This window comes from Bacillus sp. J33, from assembly GCF_000518885.1.
Lineage (GTDB): Bacteria > Bacillota > Bacilli > Bacillales > Cytobacillaceae > Cytobacillus.
On sequence record NZ_JAEL01000016.1, the window covers coordinates 22358 to 46866 of the forward strand.

The 24509-nt window shown below is 42.0% G+C and carries 20 protein-coding genes, 1 tRNA gene and 1 other annotated feature; all 21 genes read left to right on the plus strand.

Features of this window, described 5'->3' with window-relative positions:
* Window positions 1-211 precede the first annotated feature (211 nt).
* On the plus strand, window positions 212-676 hold the full coding sequence (locus tag L634_RS0107080; protein WP_026581851.1) for an acyl-CoA thioesterase: 465 nt from the start codon (window positions 212-214) through the stop codon (window positions 674-676).
* A gap of 145 nt (window positions 677-821) precedes the next feature.
* Entirely contained in the window at window positions 822-1046 is a 225-nt protein-coding gene (locus L634_RS0107085; protein WP_009333184.1) for a helix-turn-helix domain-containing protein, read from the plus strand.
* A 173-nt stretch (window positions 1047-1219) separates the two neighbouring features.
* The gene (locus tag L634_RS0107090) at window positions 1220-1678 is read left to right on the plus strand and encodes a MarR family winged helix-turn-helix transcriptional regulator (RefSeq protein WP_026581852.1); all 459 of its coding nucleotides are present in this window, start codon (window positions 1220-1222) and stop codon (window positions 1676-1678) included.
* Between the two features lie 10 nt (window positions 1679-1688).
* The gene (racE, locus tag L634_RS0107095) at window positions 1689-2483 is read left to right on the plus strand and encodes a glutamate racemase (protein WP_026581853.1); all 795 of its coding nucleotides are present in this window, start codon (window positions 1689-1691) and stop codon (window positions 2481-2483) included.
* Between the two features lie 268 nt (window positions 2484-2751).
* The gene (gene recQ / locus L634_RS0107100) at window positions 2752-4896 is read left to right on the plus strand and encodes a DNA helicase RecQ (protein WP_026581854.1); all 2145 of its coding nucleotides are present in this window, start codon (window positions 2752-2754) and stop codon (window positions 4894-4896) included.
* A gap of 312 nt (window positions 4897-5208) precedes the next feature.
* Window positions 5209-6282: a GerMN domain-containing protein gene (locus tag L634_RS0107105; RefSeq protein WP_026581855.1), complete on the plus strand. Its 1074-nt coding sequence runs from the start codon at window positions 5209-5211 to the stop codon at window positions 6280-6282.
* 215 nt (window positions 6283-6497) lie between these two features.
* Window positions 6498-7268 carry a ribonuclease PH gene (rph, locus tag L634_RS0107110; RefSeq protein ID WP_026581856.1) on the plus strand — a complete coding sequence of 257 codons (771 nt, stop codon included), beginning with the start codon at window positions 6498-6500 and terminating at the stop codon, window positions 7266-7268.
* A 1-nt stretch (window position 7269) separates the two neighbouring features.
* A complete protein-coding gene (locus L634_RS0107115; protein WP_026581857.1) occupies window positions 7270-7881 on the plus strand; it encodes an XTP/dITP diphosphatase in 612 nt (203 codons plus the stop codon).
* The gene (locus tag L634_RS0107120) at window positions 7878-8396 is read left to right on the plus strand and encodes a metallophosphoesterase family protein (RefSeq protein WP_026581858.1); all 519 of its coding nucleotides are present in this window, start codon (window positions 7878-7880) and stop codon (window positions 8394-8396) included. The genes L634_RS0107115 and L634_RS0107120 overlap by 4 nt, the downstream gene beginning before the upstream one ends.
* Window positions 8397-8527: 131 nt before the next feature.
* A tRNA-Arg gene (locus L634_RS0107125) sits at window positions 8528-8604 on the plus strand.
* A gap of 452 nt (window positions 8605-9056) precedes the next feature.
* Window positions 9057-9317, plus strand: a binding site (T-box leader).
* Window positions 9318-9394: 77 nt separating this feature from the next.
* Window positions 9395-11116 carry an acetolactate synthase large subunit gene (gene ilvB, locus L634_RS0107130; RefSeq protein WP_026581859.1) on the plus strand — a complete coding sequence of 574 codons (1722 nt, stop codon included), beginning with the start codon at window positions 9395-9397 and terminating at the stop codon, window positions 11114-11116.
* Window positions 11113-11631 carry an acetolactate synthase small subunit gene (ilvN, locus tag L634_RS0107135; protein WP_026581860.1) on the plus strand — a complete coding sequence of 173 codons (519 nt, stop codon included), beginning with the start codon at window positions 11113-11115 and terminating at the stop codon, window positions 11629-11631. The genes ilvB and ilvN overlap by 4 nt, the downstream gene beginning before the upstream one ends.
* Before the next feature lie 60 nt (window positions 11632-11691).
* Window positions 11692-12714, plus strand: coding sequence for a ketol-acid reductoisomerase (ilvC, locus tag L634_RS0107140; protein ID WP_026581861.1), 1023 nt, complete (start codon window positions 11692-11694; stop codon window positions 12712-12714).
* On the plus strand, window positions 12701-14245 hold the full coding sequence (locus tag L634_RS0107145) for a 2-isopropylmalate synthase (protein WP_026581862.1): 1545 nt from the start codon (window positions 12701-12703) through the stop codon (window positions 14243-14245). The genes ilvC and L634_RS0107145 overlap by 14 nt, the downstream gene beginning before the upstream one ends.
* Window positions 14246-14604: 359 nt before the next feature.
* A complete protein-coding gene (gene leuB, locus L634_RS0107155) occupies window positions 14605-15717 on the plus strand; it encodes a 3-isopropylmalate dehydrogenase (protein ID WP_026581863.1) in 1113 nt (370 codons plus the stop codon).
* A gap of 70 nt (window positions 15718-15787) precedes the next feature.
* Entirely contained in the window at window positions 15788-17203 is a 1416-nt protein-coding gene (gene leuC, locus L634_RS0107160; RefSeq protein ID WP_026581864.1) for a 3-isopropylmalate dehydratase large subunit, read from the plus strand.
* A 16-nt stretch (window positions 17204-17219) separates the two neighbouring features.
* The gene (gene leuD, locus L634_RS0107165) at window positions 17220-17813 is read left to right on the plus strand and encodes a 3-isopropylmalate dehydratase small subunit (protein ID WP_026581865.1); all 594 of its coding nucleotides are present in this window, start codon (window positions 17220-17222) and stop codon (window positions 17811-17813) included.
* Window positions 17814-17910: 97 nt separating this feature from the next.
* Window positions 17911-18942, plus strand: coding sequence for a tetratricopeptide repeat protein (locus tag L634_RS0107170; protein ID WP_026581866.1), 1032 nt, complete (start codon window positions 17911-17913; stop codon window positions 18940-18942).
* Between the two features lie 159 nt (window positions 18943-19101).
* Window positions 19102-20388, plus strand: coding sequence for a trigger factor (gene tig, locus L634_RS0107175; protein WP_026581867.1), 1287 nt, complete (start codon window positions 19102-19104; stop codon window positions 20386-20388).
* Between the two features lie 667 nt (window positions 20389-21055).
* Complete coding sequence (clpX, locus tag L634_RS0107180; RefSeq protein WP_026581868.1) at window positions 21056-22321, plus strand: ATP-dependent protease ATP-binding subunit ClpX; 1266 nt, start codon at window positions 21056-21058, stop codon at window positions 22319-22321.
* Between the two features lie 174 nt (window positions 22322-22495).
* Entirely contained in the window at window positions 22496-24163 is a 1668-nt protein-coding gene (gene lonB, locus L634_RS0107185; RefSeq protein ID WP_026581869.1) for an ATP-dependent protease LonB, read from the plus strand.
* Window positions 24164-24509: the final 346 nt, after the last annotated feature.

Below are 24509 nucleotides of genomic sequence, written 5' to 3' on the forward strand. Positions count from 1 at the left end.
TCCCGGAACGCTTGCGGAAAGCGGGCTTTGTGAGTGAAAATCAACAGGCCAGTTAACAGATCAAAGATTATTTAGAAGCCCTCTTTCCTTTTTGGAAAGGGGGTTTTTGTATAACTTTGGAATCCAAAAGGTTTTCAAACAATTCGAAAAACATTATAATGAATGAAAACAGAGTGAGCGCTCATTCATAATTTGCCGGGAGGAATACAACATGGGAAAATTAAGTTATATAGAGGATTTTAAAACATGGGAAGAAGAATTTATTTTTTTTCATCCAGTTAAAGTGCGTTTTTCTGAAACAGATATGTTTGGACATTTGAACAATACCGTTCCATTTATATATTATGAAGAAGCAAGGATTGAGTTCTTTAAAAGCAAGGGCTTTATGCAAAACTGGGTAAAGCAAGAGAATGAAACAATTCCTGTCGTTGCAGATCTTCAATGTGATTTTTTAAGCCAGGTATTCTTTGATGAGGAAATTAAAATATATGTAAAAGCTGCTTCCATTGGGAATTCCTCTGTTGATCTTCACTATATGGCCAAGAAAGCAGATGGTTCAATATGCTTTACCGGCAGGGGAACTATGGTGCAAATATCGAAGAAGACGGGCAAAGGTGTCCCTTGGACTGAGGAAATGAAAGAGTTGCTGAAAAGCGGAGTGAAGGTACGGGCCTAAGGCACAAATGCACATTTTTGAAAATAACTTTCTCCTTTATACAATTATAGTCACTTCAAATCTTTTGCTGACATATGATATGGTGACTAAATATATACCCATCCCACGGTTCATAGCTGGCGAAAGGCAAGGAGGGTTACAATACTTGAAGGAGAATGAATATACTCACAAGCCGTTACTCACCAAACGAGAAAGAGAAGTATTCGAATTGTTAGTACAAGATAAAACAACAAGGGAAATCGCTGGTGAATTGTTTATAAGCGAAAAAACAGTTCGGAACCACATTTCCAATGCCATGCAAAAGCTTGGTGTAAAGGGGCGTTCACAAGCTGTTGTAGAGCTCCTTCGAATGGGAGAGCTAGAACTTTAATCTAGACCGGCTATCCTTCTGGGATGCCGGTTAACACATTTATAATGGGGATTTTTAGTGATGGAATTAATTCTATCTTGAAATTTATGATGAAAAAGGTGAAAATAAATGCACAAGGGCAAAAAAATCGTTTTTTGTATATATCGTAAAAGCTTAAATGGGAGTGTTTATGAATGAAGCTTGAAGATCCTAAAACAAATGAAATAAATGATGTTGTGGCTGACATAGAAAAAGACCTCAGATACATATCTGGCATAATCAAGCAAAAGGGAAGGGAAATCCTTAGTGATTTCACTATTACACCTCCACAATTTGTAGCATTGCAATGGCTTTTTGAAGAAGGTGACATGACCATTGGCGAACTTTCTAATAAGATGTATCTTGCGTGCAGCACGACAACAGATCTTGTCGACCGTATGGAAAAGAACAATCTTGTGAAAAGGGTTAAAGATCCCAATGACCGAAGAGTCGTCCGCATCCACCTGCTTGAAGAAGGCGAGCGGATAATAGAAGAGGTTATTAAGAAACGCCAGGAATATCTGAAAGAAGTTCTTAAGGACTTTTCACATAATGAGGTACTGTTTCTTAAAGAAAATTTAATGAAATTACACCATGATATGCGCGTAGAATGAGGCGGTATGCTTGAAACAACCTATAGGAATTATTGACTCCGGGGTAGGAGGACTAACAGTCGCAAAAGAAATTATGCGGCAGCTGCCAAATGAAGATATTGTTTACCTTGGAGATACGGCTCGCTGTCCATACGGTCCGCGGACTGGAGAAGAGGTAAAGGCTTTCACTTGGCAAATGACTCAATTTTTACTTGGAAAAAACATTAAAATGCTTATTATCGCATGTAATACAGCTACAGCAGTAGCTCTGGAAGAAATTCGCCATGAACTTTCCATACCTGTCATCGGCGTTATTTTTCCGGGGGCGCGAACTGCCATAAAAGTAACCAAGAATCATACAATCGGTGTGATTGGTACAGAGGGTACGGTTAAAAGCAAGGCCTATGAAAAGGCATTAATTCAGATAAACAATCGATCCATTGTGCATAGCCTGGCATGCCCCAAATTTGTACCGCTTGTTGAGAGCGGAGAATATGAAGGGCCGGTTGCGAAAAAGATCGTGGCTGAAACGCTGCATAGCTTAAAGGGCAGGGGGATGGATACACTTATTCTTGGGTGCACACATTATCCTCTTTTAGAACCCATTATTAAAAATGTTATGGGCAAAAACGTAAAAGTAATCAGTTCTGGTGAAGAAACAGCACGAGAAGCCAGTACAATCCTGCATCATCACGGATTATTGAAGGAGAATGCCGAAGGGCCGGAATATACATTCTTCACAACCGGTTCAACAGCGATCTTTTCAAAAATTGCTTCTAAATGGCTTAATTCGCCTGTTAAAAACGTAAAAAAAATTTCGCTTTAAGAGCGATTGACACCTTCTGATCATTTCTTTCGGAAGGTGTTTTATTTATCCCGCATTTGCAGGCAGGAAGCCTCCTATTCTCAAAAATACGGGAGCCCCTAAAGAAATGTTACGAGGGGCAACTGCTTTAAAGGTCGATTGGCAAGACCGCACTAGTGAAAAAACCACCTAATGGATGTTCTTTCGCTTTGTTTATGGTTACAAATTAAAATTGGCTCTGGTATTATGAAGGGTGCAGGACAAAAAATTTAAAAAGTTGGTGATTGATTTGCTGGCACAAGCCGAAACTTATTTGAATGAATACTTTGGCTATACCTCTTTCCGCCCAGGACAAAAAGAGATTATTCAAAATATCATCGGACAAACGAATACTCTAGGAATTCTCCCAACAGGAGGCGGAAAGTCGATCTGCTTCCAAATTCCCGCACTTGTACTCCCCGGAACGGCCATCGTCATATCTCCGTTAATCTCCTTAATGAAAGACCAAGTAGATGCTCTCCTGACAGCCGGCATCCCGGCTGCATATATCAATAGTTCGTTGTCCTCCGATGAATACCATCACATCATGGCAGGAATCCGGCATGGTGAGTATAAACTCGTCTATGTTGCTCCCGAACGGTTTGGGTCACTGGCATTTTTAGAGCTGTTAAACGATGTGCATGTCAGTGCTATCGTCTTTGATGAGGCGCATTGTATTTCGCAATGGGGACACGACTTTAGGCCAAGCTACCGCTCTGTTGTCAGCCAAGTTGAGAGCATGGATCAGAAGCCTGTGGTCGCAGCTTTGACAGCAACAGCTACACGGGATGTAGCGGATGATATACGAAGGCTTTTAAATATAGGCGAGGAAAATACTTTTATTACTGGTTTTGCACGTGAGAATCTGGCATTTCATGTAATGAAAGGTGTAAACAAAAGGGATTTTATCTTACAGACCATTGGAAAACACAAAAATGAAGCGGGCATCATTTACACATCCAGCCGCAAGGAAACAGATCAGCTTTATCAGTTTTTAATAGGAAAAGGCTATTCTGCTTCTAAATATCATGCCGGGCTGAAGGAAGCGGAGCGGAAAAAATCACAAAATGCGTTTGTATATGATGAAGCAGACATTATGATCGCTACCAATGCATTTGGGATGGGGATTGATAAGTCAAATGTCAGGTATGTGATCCATTACAATCTTCCCCGAAACATAGAGGCTTATTATCAGGAAGCAGGAAGAGCAGGAAGAGATGGGGACGAAAGTTTCTGTTATCTGCTGTTTTCCCCGCAGGATATCCAGCTTCAGAAATTCTTAATCGAAGAGAGCAGTATGGATCCTCAGAAAATGGAGCAGGAATATAGCAAATTAAAGGATATGGTAAATTATTGCCATACGGAAAAGTGCCTTCAATCCTACATTGTTGATTATTTTGATGAAAATGCAGGATTCGCTAAATGCGGTAAATGCAGCAGCTGTCTGGATGACAGGACAAGCATGGATATTACGCAAGAAGCTATGATGATTTTTTCGTGCATTAAGAGAATGGGGGAAAGGTTCGGAGTTACGTTAACTGCCCAGGTTTTAAAAGGTTCGAATAATAAACGAATCCGAGACATGAAGTTTAACGAGCTATCCACATTCGGGCTATTAAAAAACCGCAAGGAAAAAGATATTGTGGATATCATGAATTATTTGCTTGCTGAGGGCTTTTTAGCTTTAACAGATGGAAAATATCCAACAGTGAAACTATCAGCTAAAGCCGTTCCGGTGCTGAAGGGACAGGAAAAAATCGGAATGAAGATAAAAGAGCCTGAGGTTGTCCGCGAAGAAGAAGAAAATAGTGAACTCTTTGAGTTGCTTAGAACTTTAAGAAAGAAGCTGGCAGATGAGGAAAGAGTCCCTCCTTATGTAGTATTTGCAGATACCGCTTTAAAAGAAATGAGCCGCTGCTTTCCGATTACGAAGGATATGATGCTAAACATTAAAGGTGTAGGGCAAATGAAGTTTGATAAATATGGTGAGCATTTTATTAAAGAAATCCAGGGCTTTGTTGAAGAAAATAATATATCTATTGAAACCCCTGTGACGGAAAAAACGGCAAAGGAAGACGAACCTTTGGATGATCGCTCAAGCTACCAGATTTCATATGATTATTATCTGGATGGGGTTCCAATAAGCGAAATTGCAAAAAGGCGAAATTTTTCCCCTATAACCATACAAGAACATATTCTTCGTTCTGTAAGAGAAGGCTATAAGATTGATTGGTCGGCCATTTTTGATGAAGCAGAAGAAAAACTGGTCCTGCAGGCAGCGGATAAAGTCGGAAGGGACAAGCTTAAGCCCATTAAGGAAGAACTTCCGGATGGAATCGATTATTTTAAAATAAAAGCCGTCCTCGTTAAAAATGGGATGAAGGAACAGCGGTGAAAGAGTCTGACTCAAAAGGTCGTTGAAAAACGACTCTTTTGAGTCAGTTTTTTGGCCAATTTTATAAAGGAAAAAAGAGGGTGCCCGAAAGTCATACTTTTGGGACACCCTCTTTTATATTTCTGCTAAAGATTGGTTTAGCTTAAACATTTTTGACCTGCAATAGAAAAAAATGCCCATTTGTCTTGCCCATTATTATGCTGTTTGTCCAAATTTGTCAAAAATCTATTATTACTTTTCTTCCGAAAGGCGGTCTAAATTACAAATAGGCTCGTATACATGTAGTACAAACTGTCTCAGGGGGGATTAAATATGTCTATAAATAAAAAAACTACTATAGTTTCAGCTGTACTCGTATCATCCGTTTTATTATCAGGCTGCGGGTTGTTTGGGAGCCAGGGCAAGGAAAAGGTAGATCCGCCAAAAGCGGTAACATACTCGGATGAGGAAGAAAGCGCTGCTGAAGAAACAAACGGCACGGAAACAGAAGCAACAGAGAAAGAAGAGGGTGTCGTGGCAAACCTTAAAACAGAACTTTATTTAATTGATAAAAATGGCTATGTCGTGCCGCAGACTCTTGAGCTTCCAAAAACAAATTCTGTTGCTACACAGGCATTGGAATACCTTGTAGAAAATGGGCCTGTAACAGACATGCTTCCCAATGATTTTAGAGCTGTCCTTCCAGCGGATACAAAGGTGTCGGTAAATATCAAGGATAAAGTAGCGACAGTCGACTTCTCGAAAGAGTTTCAGGAATACGCTCCTGAAGATGAAATGAAAATCCTTGAATCGATTACATGGACGCTGACACAATTCGACGCTATTGATAAAGTCAAACTTACATTGAATGGGCGTGAATTGAAAGAAATGCCTGTAAACGGAACACCGGTCAGCGCAGCATTAAGCAGGGCAAATGGCATTAATATGGATACCGCAGAAGTAGTAGACATAACGAATACAAAGCCTGTTACAGTATATTATCTTGGCGGAGATGAAGAAAACTATTATTATGTTCCTGTCACGAAGCGTGTCAGCAACAAAATGGACAATAACGCCGAAGCTGTTGTAAAAGAATTGGTTAAAGGCCCTAATTATGCATCAAACCTGGTAACAGACTTCCTGCCGGATGTTGAGCTTTTGGAGGCTCCAAAAGTAGAGGACGGAAAGGTCACTCTAAACTTTAATGAAAATGTCTTCAGCAGCAGTGAAGAGAAAATAATTTCCCAGCATCTGTTAAATGCCCTTGTTCTTTCTCTGACAGAACAAAAAGGTATTGAGAGTGTTGCGGTGACAGTTGATGGCGAGGCAGAAATAGTGAGTGAGGACGGCGAAAAGCTGACGGAACCAGTTACACGTCCTGAAAATGTGAATACAGGAAGTTTTTAAAAAAGAAGATTTTGTTATACTATATAGTAACAGGAAAGAGGTAGGCAAAATATTTGCCGCCTCTTCTTTGTTGCAAAAAAACTTAGGGCGCATGAAAGAATCCTCCTGTGAAAGAGGAGCCGGTATATGGAGCCCGCCTATTATTGATATTAGAGGTGTTATGCCCTAATCGCTAACATTTTATTGCTATTGAAAATTGAAGGGGGAATCAGCTCGTGCGTACAGATGGACGAGAACCAATGCAGCTAAGGCCTATACATATTGAAACAGAATACTTAAAGCATCCAGAGGGCTCAGTGCTTATTACGGTAGGAGATACAAAGGTGATTTGTACTGCGAGTATCGATGAAAGGGTCCCGCCTTTTATGAGAGGGCAGGGAAAAGGCTGGATAACTGCAGAATATTCAATGCTTCCAAGAGCGACAGAACAAAGAAATATCAGGGAATCAGCAAAAGGAAAAATTTCAGGGAGAACGATGGAGATTCAGCGCCTGATTGGCAGGGCTCTCCGTGCAGTTGTAGATTTGGAGGCGCTTGGCGAAAGAACGGTATGGCTGGATTGCGATGTTATACAGGCAGACGGGGGTACGCGTACAGCTTCCATCACAGGGGCATTTATTGCAATGGCACAGGCGATGGACAAGCTTTATAGCAATAAAAAGCTTTCTCAATACCCGGTTAATGATTTTCTTGCTGCAACCAGTGTTGGGATTCTTGAAAATAAGCAGGCGGCAGTAGACCTGAATTATATTGAGGACTCTTCTGCACAGGTTGACATGAACGTAGTCATGACGGGCAGCGGTGAATTCGTAGAATTACAGGGGACTGGTGAAGAGGCGACATTTTCTTATACCCAGCTTCATGAGATGCTAAGTGCTGCCCAGGGAGGCATCTCAGAACTCTTTGAACTTCAGAAGGCTGCCCTTGGTGAGGAAATTACGTCAAGCATTCAAAGCAAAAGAAAAAAGCTGGAGGGGAAGGCATAGTATGCAGGAAGTAATTATCGCAACGAAAAATGCTGGCAAAGCAAGGGAGTTTGAGCGGATGTTTAAGCCTCTTGGATACGAGGTTAAAACTTTATTGGACTATCCGGGCTTTCAGGATGTGGAAGAAACCGGCAGCACCTTTGAAGAGAATGCGATACTAAAAGCTGAAACGGTTTCGAAGGAATTAGGAAGAATGGTGATTGCGGATGATTCAGGTTTGATGGTGGATGCGCTTGGTGGAAGGCCAGGCATTTATTCGGCGCGTTATGCGGGTGAAGAAAAGAATGATCAGAAAAACATGGATAAGATTCTAAAGGAAATGGAAAATACGCCTGAAAACAGCCGCCAGGCAAGATTCTACTGCGCTTTGGCAATTGCTGCACCTGGAAGGGAAACATTAACGGTAGCAGGGACTTGTGAGGGCTCCATTTTAAGAGGAAAAAGAGGCACCCATGGGTTTGGCTATGATCCTATTTTCTTTGCAGAGGAGAAAGGAAAAGCAATGGCAGAGCTAAAACCTGAAGAAAAAAGCGAGATTAGCCATCGTGCAAAGGCACTGAAAAAACTGGAAGAAGTACTTCCTGCATTTCTTGCCGGAGCTGAAAAACGATGAAAATTCTGATCGTAAGCGACAGCCATGGATTAACCTCAGAACTGACGCAAATACGCGAAAGGCACTCTGATGTGGATTTGATGATTCATTGCGGTGATTCTGAGCTGCAAGCCGGTGATGAATCTATTAAAGGCTATACTGTTGTAAGAGGAAATTGTGATTTTCATGCTGGGTTCCCGGAAGATGTGATCGAAGAGGCTGGAGGGCTGCGCATATTTGTTACACATGGTCATAGGTATTCTGTTAAATCCAGCCTTATGAATCTCTCATATCGCGCACGTGAAGCAGGTGCAGATATTGTTTGTTTTGGGCATTCCCATTGTCTTGGAGCCGAAGTAGTTAATAACACATTATTTATTAATCCTGGCAGCATCAGGCTCCCGAGAGGAAGAAATGAAAAGACATATGTAATCCTGGAGACAAAAGAAAAAGATATTATTCTTGAGGTTTATGATCTAGCAAATGGAGAAATTCCGGAACTGGCACAAAAATTTTCTCTGGCAAAAACGCTATAATTTGAATATAATAACTGAGGGGAGCAAAGCTTCCCTCGTTCACAAAAAAAATAAAAAAAGTGTTGACTTTGGAATGTTTGTCTAATATAATAAAACTTGTCCTTGAGATAATATCTCAAATTAATTAATACGTCCCAGTAGCTCAGCTGGATAGAGCAACGGCCTTCTAAGCCGTCGGTCGGGAGTTCGAATCTCTCCTGGGACGCCATTTACACACCCAGCAACACTACATATCTTACCGAATTTTACTCACCAATTTTGGTGAGTTTTTTTGTGTCCTTAAATGCTTCCCTCTCCTCCTAAAAAAGCGACCATCAATCTTAATAGGCTAAGAAAATTTTTTAAAAATTTTTGTCCCAAGGAATGTGAATATATCAACAATGTAAGCGGATACAGAAAAACAGACTAATCTAAATTATCAAATAATTCTCGAAAAGGGTGTTGACGGCAGATGAAAATCGGCGTAAGATAGTCCTCAATATAAGAAATTCAAACCTGAATTAAAGAAAAACACTGCTGCTTAAATGGAATTTTGTCAATAACATTTGCAGATTTTTTTAACATAAAAATTCAGTGGTTTAAAGTGTTAAAACATAACTTGCTAAATTGTCACCTGAAAACCTTTGTTTAAAAACAGAATTCATTGAACTTCACTAAATAGGAAAAGCGTGGAAGAGGATAAGTAGTTTTATGACCAGGCATTCACAGAGAGCCGGAGCTGCTGAAAACCGGCAATGCCCTCATAAAATGAACTCACCTCAGAGCGCAGGCCTGAAAGATGATCGTCAAGTAGGGGCTGCCGGGTGTGATTCACCCGTTACCAAAAACGGATGGCAGTTTTGCTATCCATGAGTGCACGCATAAAGCGTGAATCAGGGTGGTACCGTGGAACAGGTTTATCAAAGCCTTTTCATCCCTTAAGCCTAGGATCAATAGGCATGTATGGGGATGGAAAGGCTTTTTATATTGGAGTAAAAACAAGAGGAGGTTATCAACAAATGTTGCAGGAAGCTGCCTTAGCAGAAACAAAAACGGAGACCGAACCGGTTACCGGCGCAGATCTGTTATTAAGAGCCTTGGAGAAGGAAAATGTTGAATTGATTTTTGGCTATCCGGGAGGAGCTGTTCTTCCAATCTACGACAAGCTGTACGATTCAAAAATTCTTCATGTCTTGCCCCGCCATGAACAGGGAGGAATACATGCAGCCGAAGGATATGCCCGCATCTCAGGAAAGCCCGGAGTTGTCATTGCCACTTCTGGACCGGGAGCTACAAATATTGTAACAGGACTTGCGGACGCAATGATGGATTCACTTCCTTTAATTGTTTTTACAGGCCAGGTGGCGACAGGCGTCATTGGATCGGATGCCTTTCAGGAGGCAGATGTCCTTGGGATAACAACTCCTATTACTAAATATAACTATCAAATCCGCAGCATCGAAGATATCCCGAGAGTTGTAAAGGAAGCATTTTATATAGCATCAACTGGAAGGCCAGGACCAGTGCTGATAGATATTCCCAAAGACATCGCAGCTTCTGCAGCAGTAGAGCCAGAAGAGGAGAAAGAAGTTAATTTGCCAGGGTACCAGCCAACAATTAAACCAAATTATTTGCAAGTAAGGAAATTAACAGAAGCAGTAAGCAGATCCAAAAAGCCTGTCATTTTGGCAGGAGCGGGCGTTCTTCATGCAAGAGCTTCTGAGGAGTTAAAAGAGTACGCAGAACAGCAGCAGATACCGGTTATCCACACATTATTGGGGCTGGGAGGTTTCCCGGCGAATCATCCGCTGTTTGTCGGAATGGCAGGTATGCACGGGTGCTATGCAGCAAATATGGGATTAACAGATTGTGATTTGCTGATAAATATCGGAGCTCGCTTCGATGACAGGCTGACTGGAAATTTAAAGCATTTTGCACCTAATGCAACAGTAGCCCATATTGATATCGATCCTGCAGAAATTGGAAAAAATGTCCCAACATCGATTCCGATTGTAGCTGATGCAAAAGAAGCCCTGGAGCAGCTGATCCAGCAGGATGGTAAGCCGCCAGCCCATAAGGAATGGATTCAAACCATTCAGCAATGGCAGGAGGAATATCCATACTTTTACGATAAAGAGGCAGAAGGATTGAAGCCTCAAAAGGTGATGGAGATGCTCCACACAAAAACAAATGGAGAGGCCATTGTAGTCACCGATGTTGGTCAGCATCAGATGTGGGCAGCCCAGTATTACCGCTTTAATAGAGCAGACAGATGGGTAACTTCAGGCGGGCTCGGAACGATGGGGTTTGGCTTCCCGGCAAGTATCGGTGCTCAGCTTGCAGATCCTGATGCATGTGTCCTTGCTGTTTGCGGGGATGGCGGTTTCCAAATGTCCACACAGGAGCTGGCAATTATAAAGGAATTGAATCTGCCAGTGAAAATAGTTATTTTGAATAACATGGCACTTGGAATGGTTCGTCAATGGCAGGAAATTTTTTATGAATCACGTTTCTCGCATAGCAAGATACCTATTCAGCCATCATTTGTTAAACTGGCAGAAGCATATGGCATTAAAGGATATGTCATCCAGTCAGAAGAAGAGGCAGAAGCTGTCCTGGATGAAGTTCTCCATAGCCGTGAACCGGTGCTTTTGGATTTCCGAGTCGATCCAGATGAAAATGTTTATCCAATGATCGCCCCTGGAAAAGGACTTCACGAAATGGTAGGTGTTAAACCATGAAAAGAGTAATTTGCCTGACTGTTATGAACAGGCCGGGTGTCCTGAATAGAGTTACAAACTTGTTCTCAAAAAGGAATTTTAATATAGAGAGCATCTCAGTCGGACTCTCTGAACATGAAGGGATGTCGCGAATTACCTGTGTCGTGCATGTAGAAGATGGAAGGGCCAGCGAACAAATTACAAAACAATTAAACAAACAAATAGACGTTATTAAAGTAACGGATATTACAGATCAATCTATTGTGGCAAGGGAACTTGCTCTTATCAAAGTCCAGGCAGTTCCATACACAAGAAACGAAATATATTCTTTGATTGAACCATTCAGGGCTTCGGTTATAGATGTAAGCAAAGACAGCATGACCATTCAAATTACCGGAGAATCTGATAAGGTTGAAGCCTTCATAGACTTGATTAGACCTTATGGCATCAAGGAGCTTGCACGGACTGGAACGACTGCTTTCCCTAGGGGAACACAGCGGCCTTCCCAGCAGCAAAAGTCCTATTCGATTGTATAACCTAAGAATATTGAAAATTAAAAAACATAAAAATTTTAAAAACAGAAAGGGAGATTTAACATGGCAAAAATGTATTATAACGGAGATGCAAATCCAGCATATTTAAACGGAAAGAAAGTAGCGGTAATCGGTTACGGTTCCCAGGGGCATGCACACGCATTGAATATGAGGGACAGTGGCGTTGATGTTGTAATCGGCCTTCGTAAAGGGAAGTCATGGGAGAAGGCAGCAGAAGACGGATTCCAAGTTTTTACAGTTGGTGAAGCAACGGCCCAGGCGGATGTGGTTATGATTTTGTTGCCGGATGAACTTCAGCCAAAGGTATACAAGGAAGAAATAGAGCCGAATTTAACAAATCAGGCACTGATGTTTGCCCATGGCTTTAATATTCATTTTAATCAGATCGTACCACCTAAAGAATGCGATGTATTGCTTGTGGCTCCTAAAGGCCCAGGACATCTTGTCAGAAGGACTTATGAACAGGATGCAGGTGTACCGGCGCTCTTCGCAGTTTACCAGGATGTTACAGGAGAAGCACAGGAATTGGCGCTTGCTTATGCTCAAGCTATCGGAGCCCTTCGCGCAGGTGCTTTGGAAACAACCTTTAAAGAAGAAACTGAGACGGATCTATTTGGAGAACAGGCAGTTCTTTGCGGTGGCTTGACATCACTTGTAAAAGCTGGTTTTGAAACCTTAACGGAAGCGGGTTATCAGCCTGAATTGGCATACTTTGAGTGCTTGCATGAATTAAAACTTATCGTAGACCTTATGTATGAAGGCGGACTTGAAGGAATGCGCTACTCGATTTCTGATACTGCTCAATGGGGAGATTTCGTCAGCGGTCCGCGCGTAGTAGATGCAAGGGTAAAAGAAGAAATGAAGGCTGTTCTAAAAGATATCCAGGAAGGAAAGTTTGCAAAAGGATGGATCCTGGAAAACCAGGCGAACCGCCCAGTATTTAATGCTGTGAACCAAAGGGAGAATGAGCATCCAATTGAGCAGGTGGGAAGAGAGCTTCGTAAAATGATGCCATTTGTAAATAGCGGCAAAAAGAAAGAAGTGGCTGTCAGTGCGAAAAATTAAAATTTTTGATACGACTTTAAGAGATGGTGAACAGTCAGCTGGTGTGAATTTAAACTTCTCAGAAAAGCTGGAAATTGCGAGACAGCTGGAAAGGTTAAATGTTGATATTATTGAAGCTGGTTTCCCAGCTGCTTCAAAGGGTGATTTCGCATCTGTGCAAAAAATTGCCCAAACAATTAAAAACTGCTCTGTAACAGGGCTGGCAAGAGCTGTTATTTCTGACATAGATGCTGCATGGGGAGCATTAAAGGACGGAGCGGAGCCAAGAATACATACATTCCTGGCAACCTCCCCGATCCATAGACAATATAAGTTGAAAAAATCCAAAGAGGAAGTAGTCGAAACGGCCGTTGAAACAGTAAAGTATGCTGCGTCCATGTTTCCAATCGTCCAGTGGTCAGCCGAGGATGCTTCAAGGACTGAATTGCCTTTCCTTGCTGAAATAATTGAAAAAGTAATCCAGGCAGGAGCAAGGATTATCAATATTCCGGATACTGTCGGATATACGACATCTCAGGAGTACGGAGAGATTTTTCAATATTTAAGAAACAATGTTCCTTCTATTGATAAGGTTTCCCTTTCAGCACATTGCCACGATGATCTGGGGATGGCCATAGCCAATTCTCTGGCAGCCATTCAAAACGGGGCAACACAAATCGAAGGCACTATTAATGGCATTGGTGAAAGAGCTGGAAATGCAGCTTTGGAAGAATTAGCGGTGGCCCTTTATATCCGAAATGACCACTATCAGGCATCAACTCGCTTAGATCTTCATGAAATCAGCCGCACCAGCAGCCTGGTAAGCAAACTTACCGGTATGGTGGTGCCAGCCAATAAAGCGGTTGTTGGACGAAATGCGTTCGCCCATGAATCAGGCATACACCAGGATGGCGTATTAAAAGAAAAGACAACTTATGAAATTATTTCTCCGGATTTGGTTGGTTTCCAATCCAATTCCATGGTGCTCGGAAAACACTCAGGCCGGCATGCATTTAAAAATCGCCTGATGGAACTGGGTCTTGAGGTTTCAGATGAAGAAGCTAATCGATTATTTGTAGTTTTTAAAGATTTGGCTGATCGCAAAAAAGAAATGACGGATGATGATCTGGCGGCCATCGTCTTAGAAGAAAAGCTTTCCAAAGAGCAGCGCTTCTATGAGCTGATCGGAATTCAAATTCAATATGGCACAAACTCTGTTCCAACTGCAACTGTTACGCTGTCAGGTTCAAACAATGAGGTTATACAGGAAGCTGGCACTGGGGCGGGAAGCATTGAGGCGCTATATAATACATTGGAAAAATGTGTAAAAGGAAAAGTAAACCTGCTTGATTACCGGATTCAATCTGTCGGCGCAGGAAGAGATGCTTTAGCCCAGGTATATGTGAAACTAAAATATGATGGAATTGAGACCAGCGGACGTGGGTTAGCCCAGGATGTGCTTGAAGCATCATCAAAGGCCTATTTGAATGCTGTTAATAGGGTCATCTACATGAACGAGAAAGCCCCAGTGCCTGCAGTTGAGGCTAAATAAAAGGCTGTTTTCGTAAAGTTTTCTTTTTTTCATAGCAAAACTTAGCTAAACAAACTGAGTTGATTGCAACGGAGGGCACTTGATCCTCGAAAATGCTACCGCATTTCCTTCGTGCGGTGCCAGGTCAGGGAAGCTTATTCAATGTCCTGCGGGAAGTGAGGGAATTGAGAGACCCAACAGGCGAAGCCGAAGAGGCTCGCATCCCTCCCCGCGGAAAGCAAGTACCCGCAGTGGAAATTAACGGGCAGAATCCATAAAGAAAAGCAATATTTATGAGAAAAGAGGCAAATAAAAAATAAGAAAGAGGCGTCTACTATGGTGGCACCTTTCAAACTATAAAACTAGGCGGAGGGATTAAAATGAAAAAACGTATCGCGGTACTTCCTGGAGATGGAATCGGCAAAGAAGTGGTGAAGGGGGCAATTGAAGTCCTGCAGGCTGTGGGGGAACGTTTCGGGCACCAATTTTACTTTTCGCACGGAAAGATTGGCGGAACGGCAATTGATGCAGCGGGGTCACCACTGCCCGATGAAACATTAGAGCTTTGCAAAGATAGCGATGCGGTCTTGCTGGGAGCGGTTGGCGGGCCTAAATGGGATCGCCAGCCTCCCCACCTTCGTCCAGAAAGGGGCCTCCTTAAGCTCCGCAAAGAATTAAGATTATATGCAAATCTAAGGCCGACTCAATATTATTCAAGCCTTTCTGATACCTCTCCATTAAGGAAGGAAGTGATTGAAGGTGTAGATATGCTGATGGTCCGGGAACTGACCGGCGGCCTGTATTTTGGGAAGCCAAGCGAACGTACTCAGCAGAATGGGGAAGATGCAGTAGTTGATACATTATTCTATCAAAAAGAAGAAATGCAACGTGTCATTAAACTGGCTTTTGAGCTTGCCAGAAAGCGGAGAGGAAAGGTTACATCCGTTGATAAAGCGAATGTACTTGAATCCAGCAGAATGTGGAGAGAAGTGGCAGAAGACATTTCAAAGCAATATCCGGAAGTAGTTTTAGAGCATATGCTTGTCGACAATGCTGCCATGCAGATGATTAAAAATCCGAAGCAGTTTGATGTTGTGGTAACAGAGAATATGTTTGGAGATATTCTCAGTGATGAGGCATCCGTATTGACAGGTTCTTTAGGAATGCTGCCTTCTGCAAGCATCTCTGAAAACGGCCCGTATTTATATGAACCCATCCATGGTTCAGCCCCTGATATCGAAGGCCAAAATGCTGCGAATCCAATTGCCATGATTTTGTCAGCCGCGATGATGCTTCGTTTATCCTTTGGTATGGAAGAGGAAGCAGAAGCAATTGAAAATGCCGTAAATCAAGTATTGGATGCAGGCTACCGCACAAGAGATATCGTCTCATTTGGCAAAAAGCAGGTATCTACTTCAGAAATGATCGAAGAAGTGAAGGCCACTCTTTTGGATAATGAAGCAATCCTAAATATTATGGGGGCATATGCATAGAATTAAAATCTTAAAACTGAAACACGGCCATCAGCGGCCGTGTTTCTTTTAAAAGGGAGTCGAGCGGAAAATGGGAAAATCAATTATAGATAAGATTTGGGAAAAACATGTTGTCCATAGGGAAGATGGAAAGCCGGATTTAATGTATATTGACCTTCATTTAGTGCATGAAGTTACCTCGCCTCAAGCTTTTTCAGGCTTAAGAATGAAAAAACGAAAGGTCAGAAGGCCTGATAAAACGTTTGCCACTGTCGATCACAATATTCCTACAGATAACCGAAAAGTAATAAATGATCCAGTTGCATTAAACCAGATGTCCACTCTTGAAAAAAACTGCATGGAGTTCGGGATTACGCTTGCCGGACTTGACAGCCCCGAACAGGGAATCGTGCACGTTATTGGACCAGAGCTGGGTTTGACTCAGCCGGGAATGACTATTGTGTGCGGGGACAGCCATACCTCAACTCACGGTGCTTTTGGATCTATTGCCTTTGGGATTGGGACTAGTGAAGTGGAGCACGTCATGGCAACCCAGACTTTATGGCAAACAAAGCCTAAAACCCTAAAGTTAGAAATAAGCGGAAGGCTAAATAAGGGTGTAACAGCTAAGGATGTCATCCTTTATGTAATTGCCCAAAACGGGATCGGTTTTGGTACCGGCCATATAATCGAGTATTGCGGGGATACCATCGCCGGTATGTCCATGGAAGAAAGAATGACGATCTGCAATATGTCCATTGAAGGAGGGGCCAGAGCAGGCCTGGTTAGCCCGGATGAAACGACCTTTGCCTACCTTGAAGGCCGAAAATATGCTCCAAAAGGAGAAATGTTTGCACAGGCAGTTGAAAGCTGGAAAGAGCTTGCTTCAGATTCTGATGCTGCCTATGACAAAACAATCAAAATAGATGCTTCCGATATTGCCCCTATGGTCAGCTGGGGAACAAACCCATCGATGACATCAAAAGTGACGGAGCAGATTCCATTACTGGAGGATTGTGAAACAGAGCTTGAGAAAAAGTCATTGTCCAGAGCCTTAGCGTATATGGGTTTACAAGAAGGACAAAAGATTGAAGACATTCAAATACAGCATGTTTTCATCGGATCATGTACAAATTCCCGGCTGGAGGACTTAAGGCAGGCTGCTGAAATTATCAGAGGGAAAAATGTTCACCCGCAAGTTAGAGCTCTAGTTGTTCCTGGTTCACAGCAGGTTAAAAAGCAGGCAGAGGAAGAAGGCCTGGATCTTGTTTTCAAGCAGGCAGGATTTGAGTGGAGGGAATCAGGCTGCAGCATGTGCCTGAGCATGAACAATGATATTGTACCGAGCGGCGAGCATTGTGCGTCAACATCCAACCGCAACTTTGAAGGGCGCCAGGGATCAGGAGCGAGAACACATCTTGTCAGCCCTATGATGGCAGCTGCAGCTGCGTTATACGGACATTTTGTAGACGTGGGGGCTTTACTTGCAGCGGAAACAGTTCAATAAGATGGAGGAGAGCGGAATGAGCGGATTTAAAACTTTACATGGCAAAGCTGTTGCTCTAGATAGAGCGAATGTGGATACAGATCAAATTATCCCAAAACAATTCCTGAAAAGAATAGAAAAGACAGGATTTGGACAATTTCTTTTTTACGATTGGAGATTTACGAAAGAGGGGAAACCAAACCCGGATTTTGAATTGAACAAGGAAGAAAACCAGGGGGCGCCTATTCTGATTGCAAATGAAAATTTTGGATGCGGATCTTCACGTGAGCATGCCCCGTGGGCACTGGGGGATTATGGATTTAAAGTAATTATCGCCCCTTCTTTTGCTGATATTTTTCACCAAAACTGCCTGAAAAATGGCCTTTTGCCTATCAGTTTGCCTCCTGAAACAGTAAATTATTTGCTGGATCGTGCAAAGAACCAGCCGTATGAATTGAAGATTGACCTTGAAAATGAAAGAATTGAAGATGATAAGGGCTTTGCCGCCCAATTTATTATTAACGATTATTGGAAAAAGATGCTGATTAATGGCTGGGATGAAATTGAGATAACGCTTCAGCTGGAAGATCGCATTGCAAATTATGAAAAACAAGAGCTTGCAGGACAATAATAATAGAAAGATTCATGGCTTATGCCCGTGAATCTTTTTGTTTTTTTGTTAATTCATGCTAAACTAACTTCAAAAATAAAGTTGAGGCGGTACTTGCATGGACAAACGGGAACGGAAAAAACAAAATAGTAAAATCATTCTATTTCCCGGCCTTGAAAAACGATTGATGGAAAAAGGGCTTGAGAGCTTTCAGCAGAAAAAATACCAGGAATCCATCCGTTTTTTTGAAGAAGCGATGGAGATTGAACCGGATAATCCAGATATACACATAGGCCTTGTTTTGGCTTATTTCGAAGCTGGCGCTCTCCAAAAAGCAAAAGCGTTCGCTAATAAAATGCTCCAAACAGGCATTGGGGATTACATACAAGTAATGGATTTATATTTAATGATCCTTGTCCAGCTGCATCAATATAGTGAGATTGTTACAACCATCGAGGCTTTGCTGGAAGAAAGGGAAATACCGAAAGAGAAATTTGAGCATTTTAGCAGAATGCTTGAATTCAGCAGAAGAATGGCGGGGTCAAGTCAAGAGGAACAGGAGAGTGAACCGCCCCCTATAGAAGAATACCCAAACAAAAAGATTAACCTATTTTCCTATCAGGATCAGAATGAACAGATAATGCTGGCAGCACGGCTGGCAGAACATAATATAAGGCCCTATATAGATGAGATTCAAGCATACCTTGAATCTGATGAGGGCCACCCCTTTTTTAAAACAATGCTTTTAAATGTGTTGTCAGAGCATGAATATGATAAAGAAGTGGTGCTGAGGAAGTTTGGAGATTGCATTCATGTTAAGCCCGCGGAGCTTCCCCCTGTACATCAGCAGCCGAAGCTGACAGCTATTGTTAGTGAGCTGGGCAAGAAGCTGGAGCAGGAAGATCCTATTTTATATGAAAATACAAAAAGCCTCATTGAAAGACATTTCTTCTTAATATACCCGCTTGAGGCAGCGCCAGCAAATCCAGCATCCTGGGCAGCAGCATATCATACCCTTGCAAATGAATACCATGGCCTAGATGATTCTAATGGCAAGCTTGGACAGATATATGGAGCTCCTGGGGAGGAAGTAGAACAGGTGCTAGCATTCATCAGAAAGATAGAAGAAATTTCTTATCCCAATATTTAGCCTTCAATGTTGAAAGACCAGACACGTATGTTATAATATAATGGTTGTATTATGTGTATATATACATTTAATCCATGGATATGGCTTGCAAAACAAGAGATATTCATAACATTCTGCTGTGAATGAAATGATAATAGATTTTTGGAGGGAAATGATTGTATGTCTGCTAAATTTGAAAAGTTAGAAGGGAACCGCGGGGTTCTTACAATTGAAGTAGATGCAGAGAAAGTAAACGAAGGTTTGGACGCTGCATTTAAAAAAGTAGTTAAGCAAGTAAACGTACCAGGATTCCGTAAAGGAAAAATGCCTCGCGGGATGTTTGAAAAGCGTTTCGGAGTTGAATCTTTATACCAGGATGCAGTAGATTATCTTCTTCCTGAAGCTTATGCAAGCGCAATTGATGAAACAGGCATTGAGCCGGTAGACCGTCCTGAAATTGATGTAGAGCAAATCGAAAAAGGCAAGAGCCTGATCTTCAAAGCTACAGTAACAGTTAAGCCAGAAGTTAAGCTTGGTGAGTACAAAGGCCTTGAAGTAAAGCCGCTTGATACAAACGTAACAGACGAAGATGTTAACAGTGAGTTAACTTCACTTCAAGAGAGACAAGCTGAGCTAGCTGTTAAAGAAGAAGGCAAAGCGGAAAACGGCGACACAGTTGTTATGGACTTTGAAGGATTCGTTGACGGGGAAGCGTTCGAAGGCGGAAAAGCTGAAAACTATTCTCTTGAACTTGGTTCAGGGCAATTCATTCCAGGCTTTGAAGATCAATTGGTTGGAACTGCAGCTGGAGAATCCAAAGATGTGGAAGTTACTTTCCCTGAGGAATACCATGCTGCTGAGTTAGCTGGCAAGCCTGCAACTTTCAAAGTAACTGTACATGAAATCAAAACAAAACAGCTTCCTGAGCTGGATGATGAGTTTGCCAAGGATGCGGACGAAGAAGTTGAAACTTTGGATGCATTAAAAGAAAAAATTAAAACTCGTTTAGAAGAAAGCAAGAAGCATGAAGCTGAGCACCATGTTCGTGACACAGTGGTTGAAGCATCTGCTGCAAATGCAGAAGTTGAAATTCCATCTGTTATGGTTGACACGGAAGTTGACCGCATGATGCAGGAATTCGAGCAGCGTCTTCAAATGCAAGGCATGAACCTTGAGTTATACTTCCAGTTCTCTGGACAGGATGAAGCTGCATTGCGTGACCAAATGAAAGAGGAAGCTGGAAAGCGTGTACGCGTTAATCTTACTCTTGAAGCAATCGCAAAAGCGGAAAACATCGAAGTATCTGACGAAGAAGTTACAGAAGAACTAAACAAAATGGCAGAAATGTACAACATGTCTGCTGACCAGATCAAACAAGCTCTTGGAAGCCTTGAAGGCCTAAAAGCTGATCTGCAAATTAAAAAAGCAGTAGATTTCCTTGTGGAAAATAGCAAAACTGTTGCATAATAAAGAAAAGCGGAGCCGACTGTTCTGCCCTGACAAGCATAAGACGAATTACGGAGGAGGTTGCTAAACCTCAGTAGTAATTTGGCTTATGACCTCGAGGGGCAAGGAGGCGGAGCTAGACAGTTGTCTAACTCCGAAGGCAGAAACTTTTTCCTTCTTAATAGAAACAAGGCGCGAGTTTATCGTGCCTTGTTTTATACAATCAGGACCCTACATAATACAACGGCCCTTATATCTTTTGCCAAGTGAAAAGTTTCGCGACATATTGAACATGGACAGGAATACAAATACATATATATAGTTAATTCAATAATCGGCTTATGAGGCCGACTTAATTTAGCCATTTTTGGTTAAGCTTATGGAAGTACATATAAATTCAGCCTGTTTTATTTGGAATTGCCATCGCATGCATGCCTTCATAATGGACTCGTTTTCTGAGAGTTATCATTTCCTGTCTACTGTAAAAATGTGTTACAATGCAATACATAACTGCTGAAGGTTTTGATTTTTACGAAAGTGTGAATTATTAAAGATAGGCTTTTGTCAGGAATATAGCGCCTTATTATAAATATTTCCGCTTTTATTATGGCTGAAGATTGAATTGTCTGCATGTGATATCGCAAGCTTAATATATCGGTTTGAAGTTTTTTTTCAAGGGGTGAAGGATTTGTTTAAATTTAATGATGAAAAAGGGCAATTAAAATGTTCTTTCTGTGGAAAGACACAGGACCAGGTCCGCAAATTAGTTGCCGGGCCAGGAGTTTATATATGTGACGAATGCATCGAGCTCTGCACAGAAATTGTTGAGGAGGAGCTTGGCACAGAAGAAGAAGTTGAGTTTAAGGATGTGCCGAAGCCGGCCGAAATCCGTGATATTCTCGATGAATATGTTATCGGGCAGGATCAGGCAAAGAAATCTTTGTCTGTAGCGGTCTATAACCACTATAAGCGCATTAATTCCAATAGTAAAATTGATGAAGTAGAACTATCAAAAAGTAATATTGCCATGATTGGGCCAACTGGAAGCGGTAAAACATTACTTGCCCAGACACTGGCTAGAATTCTTAATGTTCCGTTTGCTATTGCAGATGCAACATCATTGACTGAAGCCGGTTATGTAGGGGAAGATGTTGAAAATATTCTCTTGAAGCTGATCCAGGCAGCAGATTATGATGTAGAAAAGGCTGAAAAAGGAATTATTTATATCGATGAAATTGATAAAGTGGCTCGAAAGTCAGAAAATCCTTCCATCACTCGTGATGTTTCCGGTGAAGGTGTACAGCAGGCCTTGCTGAAAATTCTGGAAGGTACAGTTGCGAGCGTTCCGCCACAAGGCGGCCGCAAACATCCGCATCAAGAGTTCATTCAAATCGATACTACAAATATTCTATTCATTTGCGGCGGTGCGTTTGATGGCATCGAGCAAATTATTAAGCGCCGTCTTGGCCAGAAAGTAATTGGCTTTGGTTCAGATCAAAAGCAAAAAGAAATTGAACCAAAGGAGCTTTTATCAAAAGTACTTCCTGAAGATTTGCTGAAGTTTGGCTTGATTCCGGAATTCATCGGACGACTTCCGGTTATTGCAAGCCTATCCCAGCTTGATGAAGCAGCATTGATTGAGATCTTAACAAAACCGAAAAACGCGCTTGTTAAGCAATATCAAAAAATGCTCGAGCTTGATGACGTTGAGCTTGAATTCGAAGAAGGCGCCCTTGAAGAAATTGCCAAAAAAGCAATTGAAAGAAAGACAGGGGCACGCGGACTTCGTTCAATCATTGAGGGCATCATGCTTGATGTTATGTTTGATCTTCCTTCACGCGAAGATATTAAAAAGTGTATTATTACAAAAGAAACAGTTATCAACAACGGTAATCCTAAGCTTATTTTAGAAGATGGAACAGTTGTTGAAGAAGAGCGCAAAACTTCTGCATAATGGAATGGCCAGCCCTTCAGGGTTTGGCCATTTTTATATGACAATAGAGAATCATAGAGACTTTTTCCTCCTTCCCTTCTTTCCATACTTTTAAGCGAATTCCTTGTTTATTCCAACAAAGTGAGGGAGATACTAGCATTATCAGCGAGAACTAATAATGCAGGAGGGAACACAATGAGTTGGACGGGGATAGCTTTATTTATCCAATTGTTTTTTGGAATTGTCATCGGGCTTTATTTCTGGAATTTGCTGAGAAGCCAGCGGACACAAAAGGTCTCTATTGACCGGGAATCAAGAAAAGAAATGGATGTATTAAAAAAGATGCGCTCTATTTCACTGACAGAGCCTTTAGCAGAAAAAGTGCGCCCATCCAGCTTCGCGGATATTGTCGGGCAGGAAGACGGAATTAAGTCTCTGAAAGCTGCATTGTGCGGACCCAATCCTCAGCATGTTATTATCTACGGTCCTCCCGGTGTGGGAAAAACGGCAGCAGCCAGATTGGTATTGGAAGAAGCCAAAAAAAATGAGAAATCACCATTTCAGCCATCCTCCGTTTTTATTGAGCTGGATGCTACGACTGCCAGATTTGATGAAAGGGGCATTGCTGATCCGCTCATAGGCTCTGTGCACGATCCGATTTATCAAGGGGCAGGTGCAATGGGCCAGGCGGGTATACCACAGCCGAAACAAGGAGCAGTTACAAATGCCCATGGGGGAGTGCTATTTATTGATGAGATCGGGGAACTTCATCCAATTCAAATGAACAAGCTTTTAAAAGTCCTAGAGGACCGAAAAGTGTTTCTTGAGAGTGCGTACTATAATGAAGAGAATACCCAGATCCCGAATCATATCCATGATATTTTCAAAAATGGGCTTCCGGCAGATTTCAGGCTGATTGGAGCAACGACCAGAACACCTAACGAAATTCCTCCTGCCATCCGCTCAAGATGTATGGAGGTATTTTTCAGGGAGCTGGCTGAAGAAGAAATAGCGGCTGTAGGTAAAAAAGCTGCAGAAAAGGTCAACCTGAAAATTAGCGAAAATGCGTTAGGGATTCTTGCCAATTACGCAAGAAATGGCCGTGAAGCCGTTAATTTGATTCAAATTTCTGCAGGACTCGCCATCACTGAAGACAGGGATTACATAAAAGATGAGGATATTGAATGGGTTATTCAATCAAGTCAGCTAACACCGAGGATGGAGCGGAAAATCAATTCCAATTCAGCAGTCGGTCTTGTAAATGGATTGGCGGTTTATGGACCAAATACAGGTGCCCTGCTTGAAATTGAAGTGACGGTTATACCAGCAAAAGAAAAGGGCAGCATTAATATAACGGGAATTGTTGAAGAAGAAAGCATTGGCGGACAAGGAAAATCAATTCGCAGAAAAAGTATGGCAAAAGGGTCAATAGAAAATGTCATAACTGTCTTAAGGTCAATGGGGGTACCGGCTGATGAATATGATATACATGTTAATTTTCCAGGAGGCGTTCCAATTGATGGGCCTTCAGCCGGCATAGCCATGGCGACTGGCATTTATTCTGCAATTTATAAGCGCCCGGTAGATAACACAGTGGCAATGACCGGAGAAATTAGCATACATGGTTATGTAAAGCCTATCGGAGGAGTATATCCAAAGGTGAAAGCTGCTAAAAAAGCGGGCGCCCAAACAGTGATTATTCCGAAAGAAAATATGCAGTCCATATTAAAAGAGATTACCGGCATAAAAATTGTACCTGTAAGCCATTTAAATGAAGTATTTGATTTGGCCTTACAAAAGGATTTTCATAAAGAGCAAGCCATCACTGCTTCAATCGAATTATCGAAAAAAGAGAGCATCTAAAGTGGCATGGCTCAAGTCTAAGGATGCATCTTTAATCGTCCTTTGACAGACGCCTCCCGCTAATCGCGGTAAAAAACTTCGGTTTGCAGTTTAGGCTACAAACCGAAGTTTTATTTGCGTAAGGCTCTTTTCTCATAGATTGTTGTTTTTACTTCGTTGATTTTCGCTGCGGGCACTTGCTTTCCGCGGGGAGCGATGCGAGCCTCCTCGGCTTCGCCTGCGGGGTCTCCCATTCCCCTCTTTTCTGAGCAGGAGTCAGTGCCCTCCACTGCAATCAACTCAGTTGGTTTAACTTAGTTTGCCATTGTAAAGCAACAAACTTTACGAAAACAGCCTTGCGTAAAGA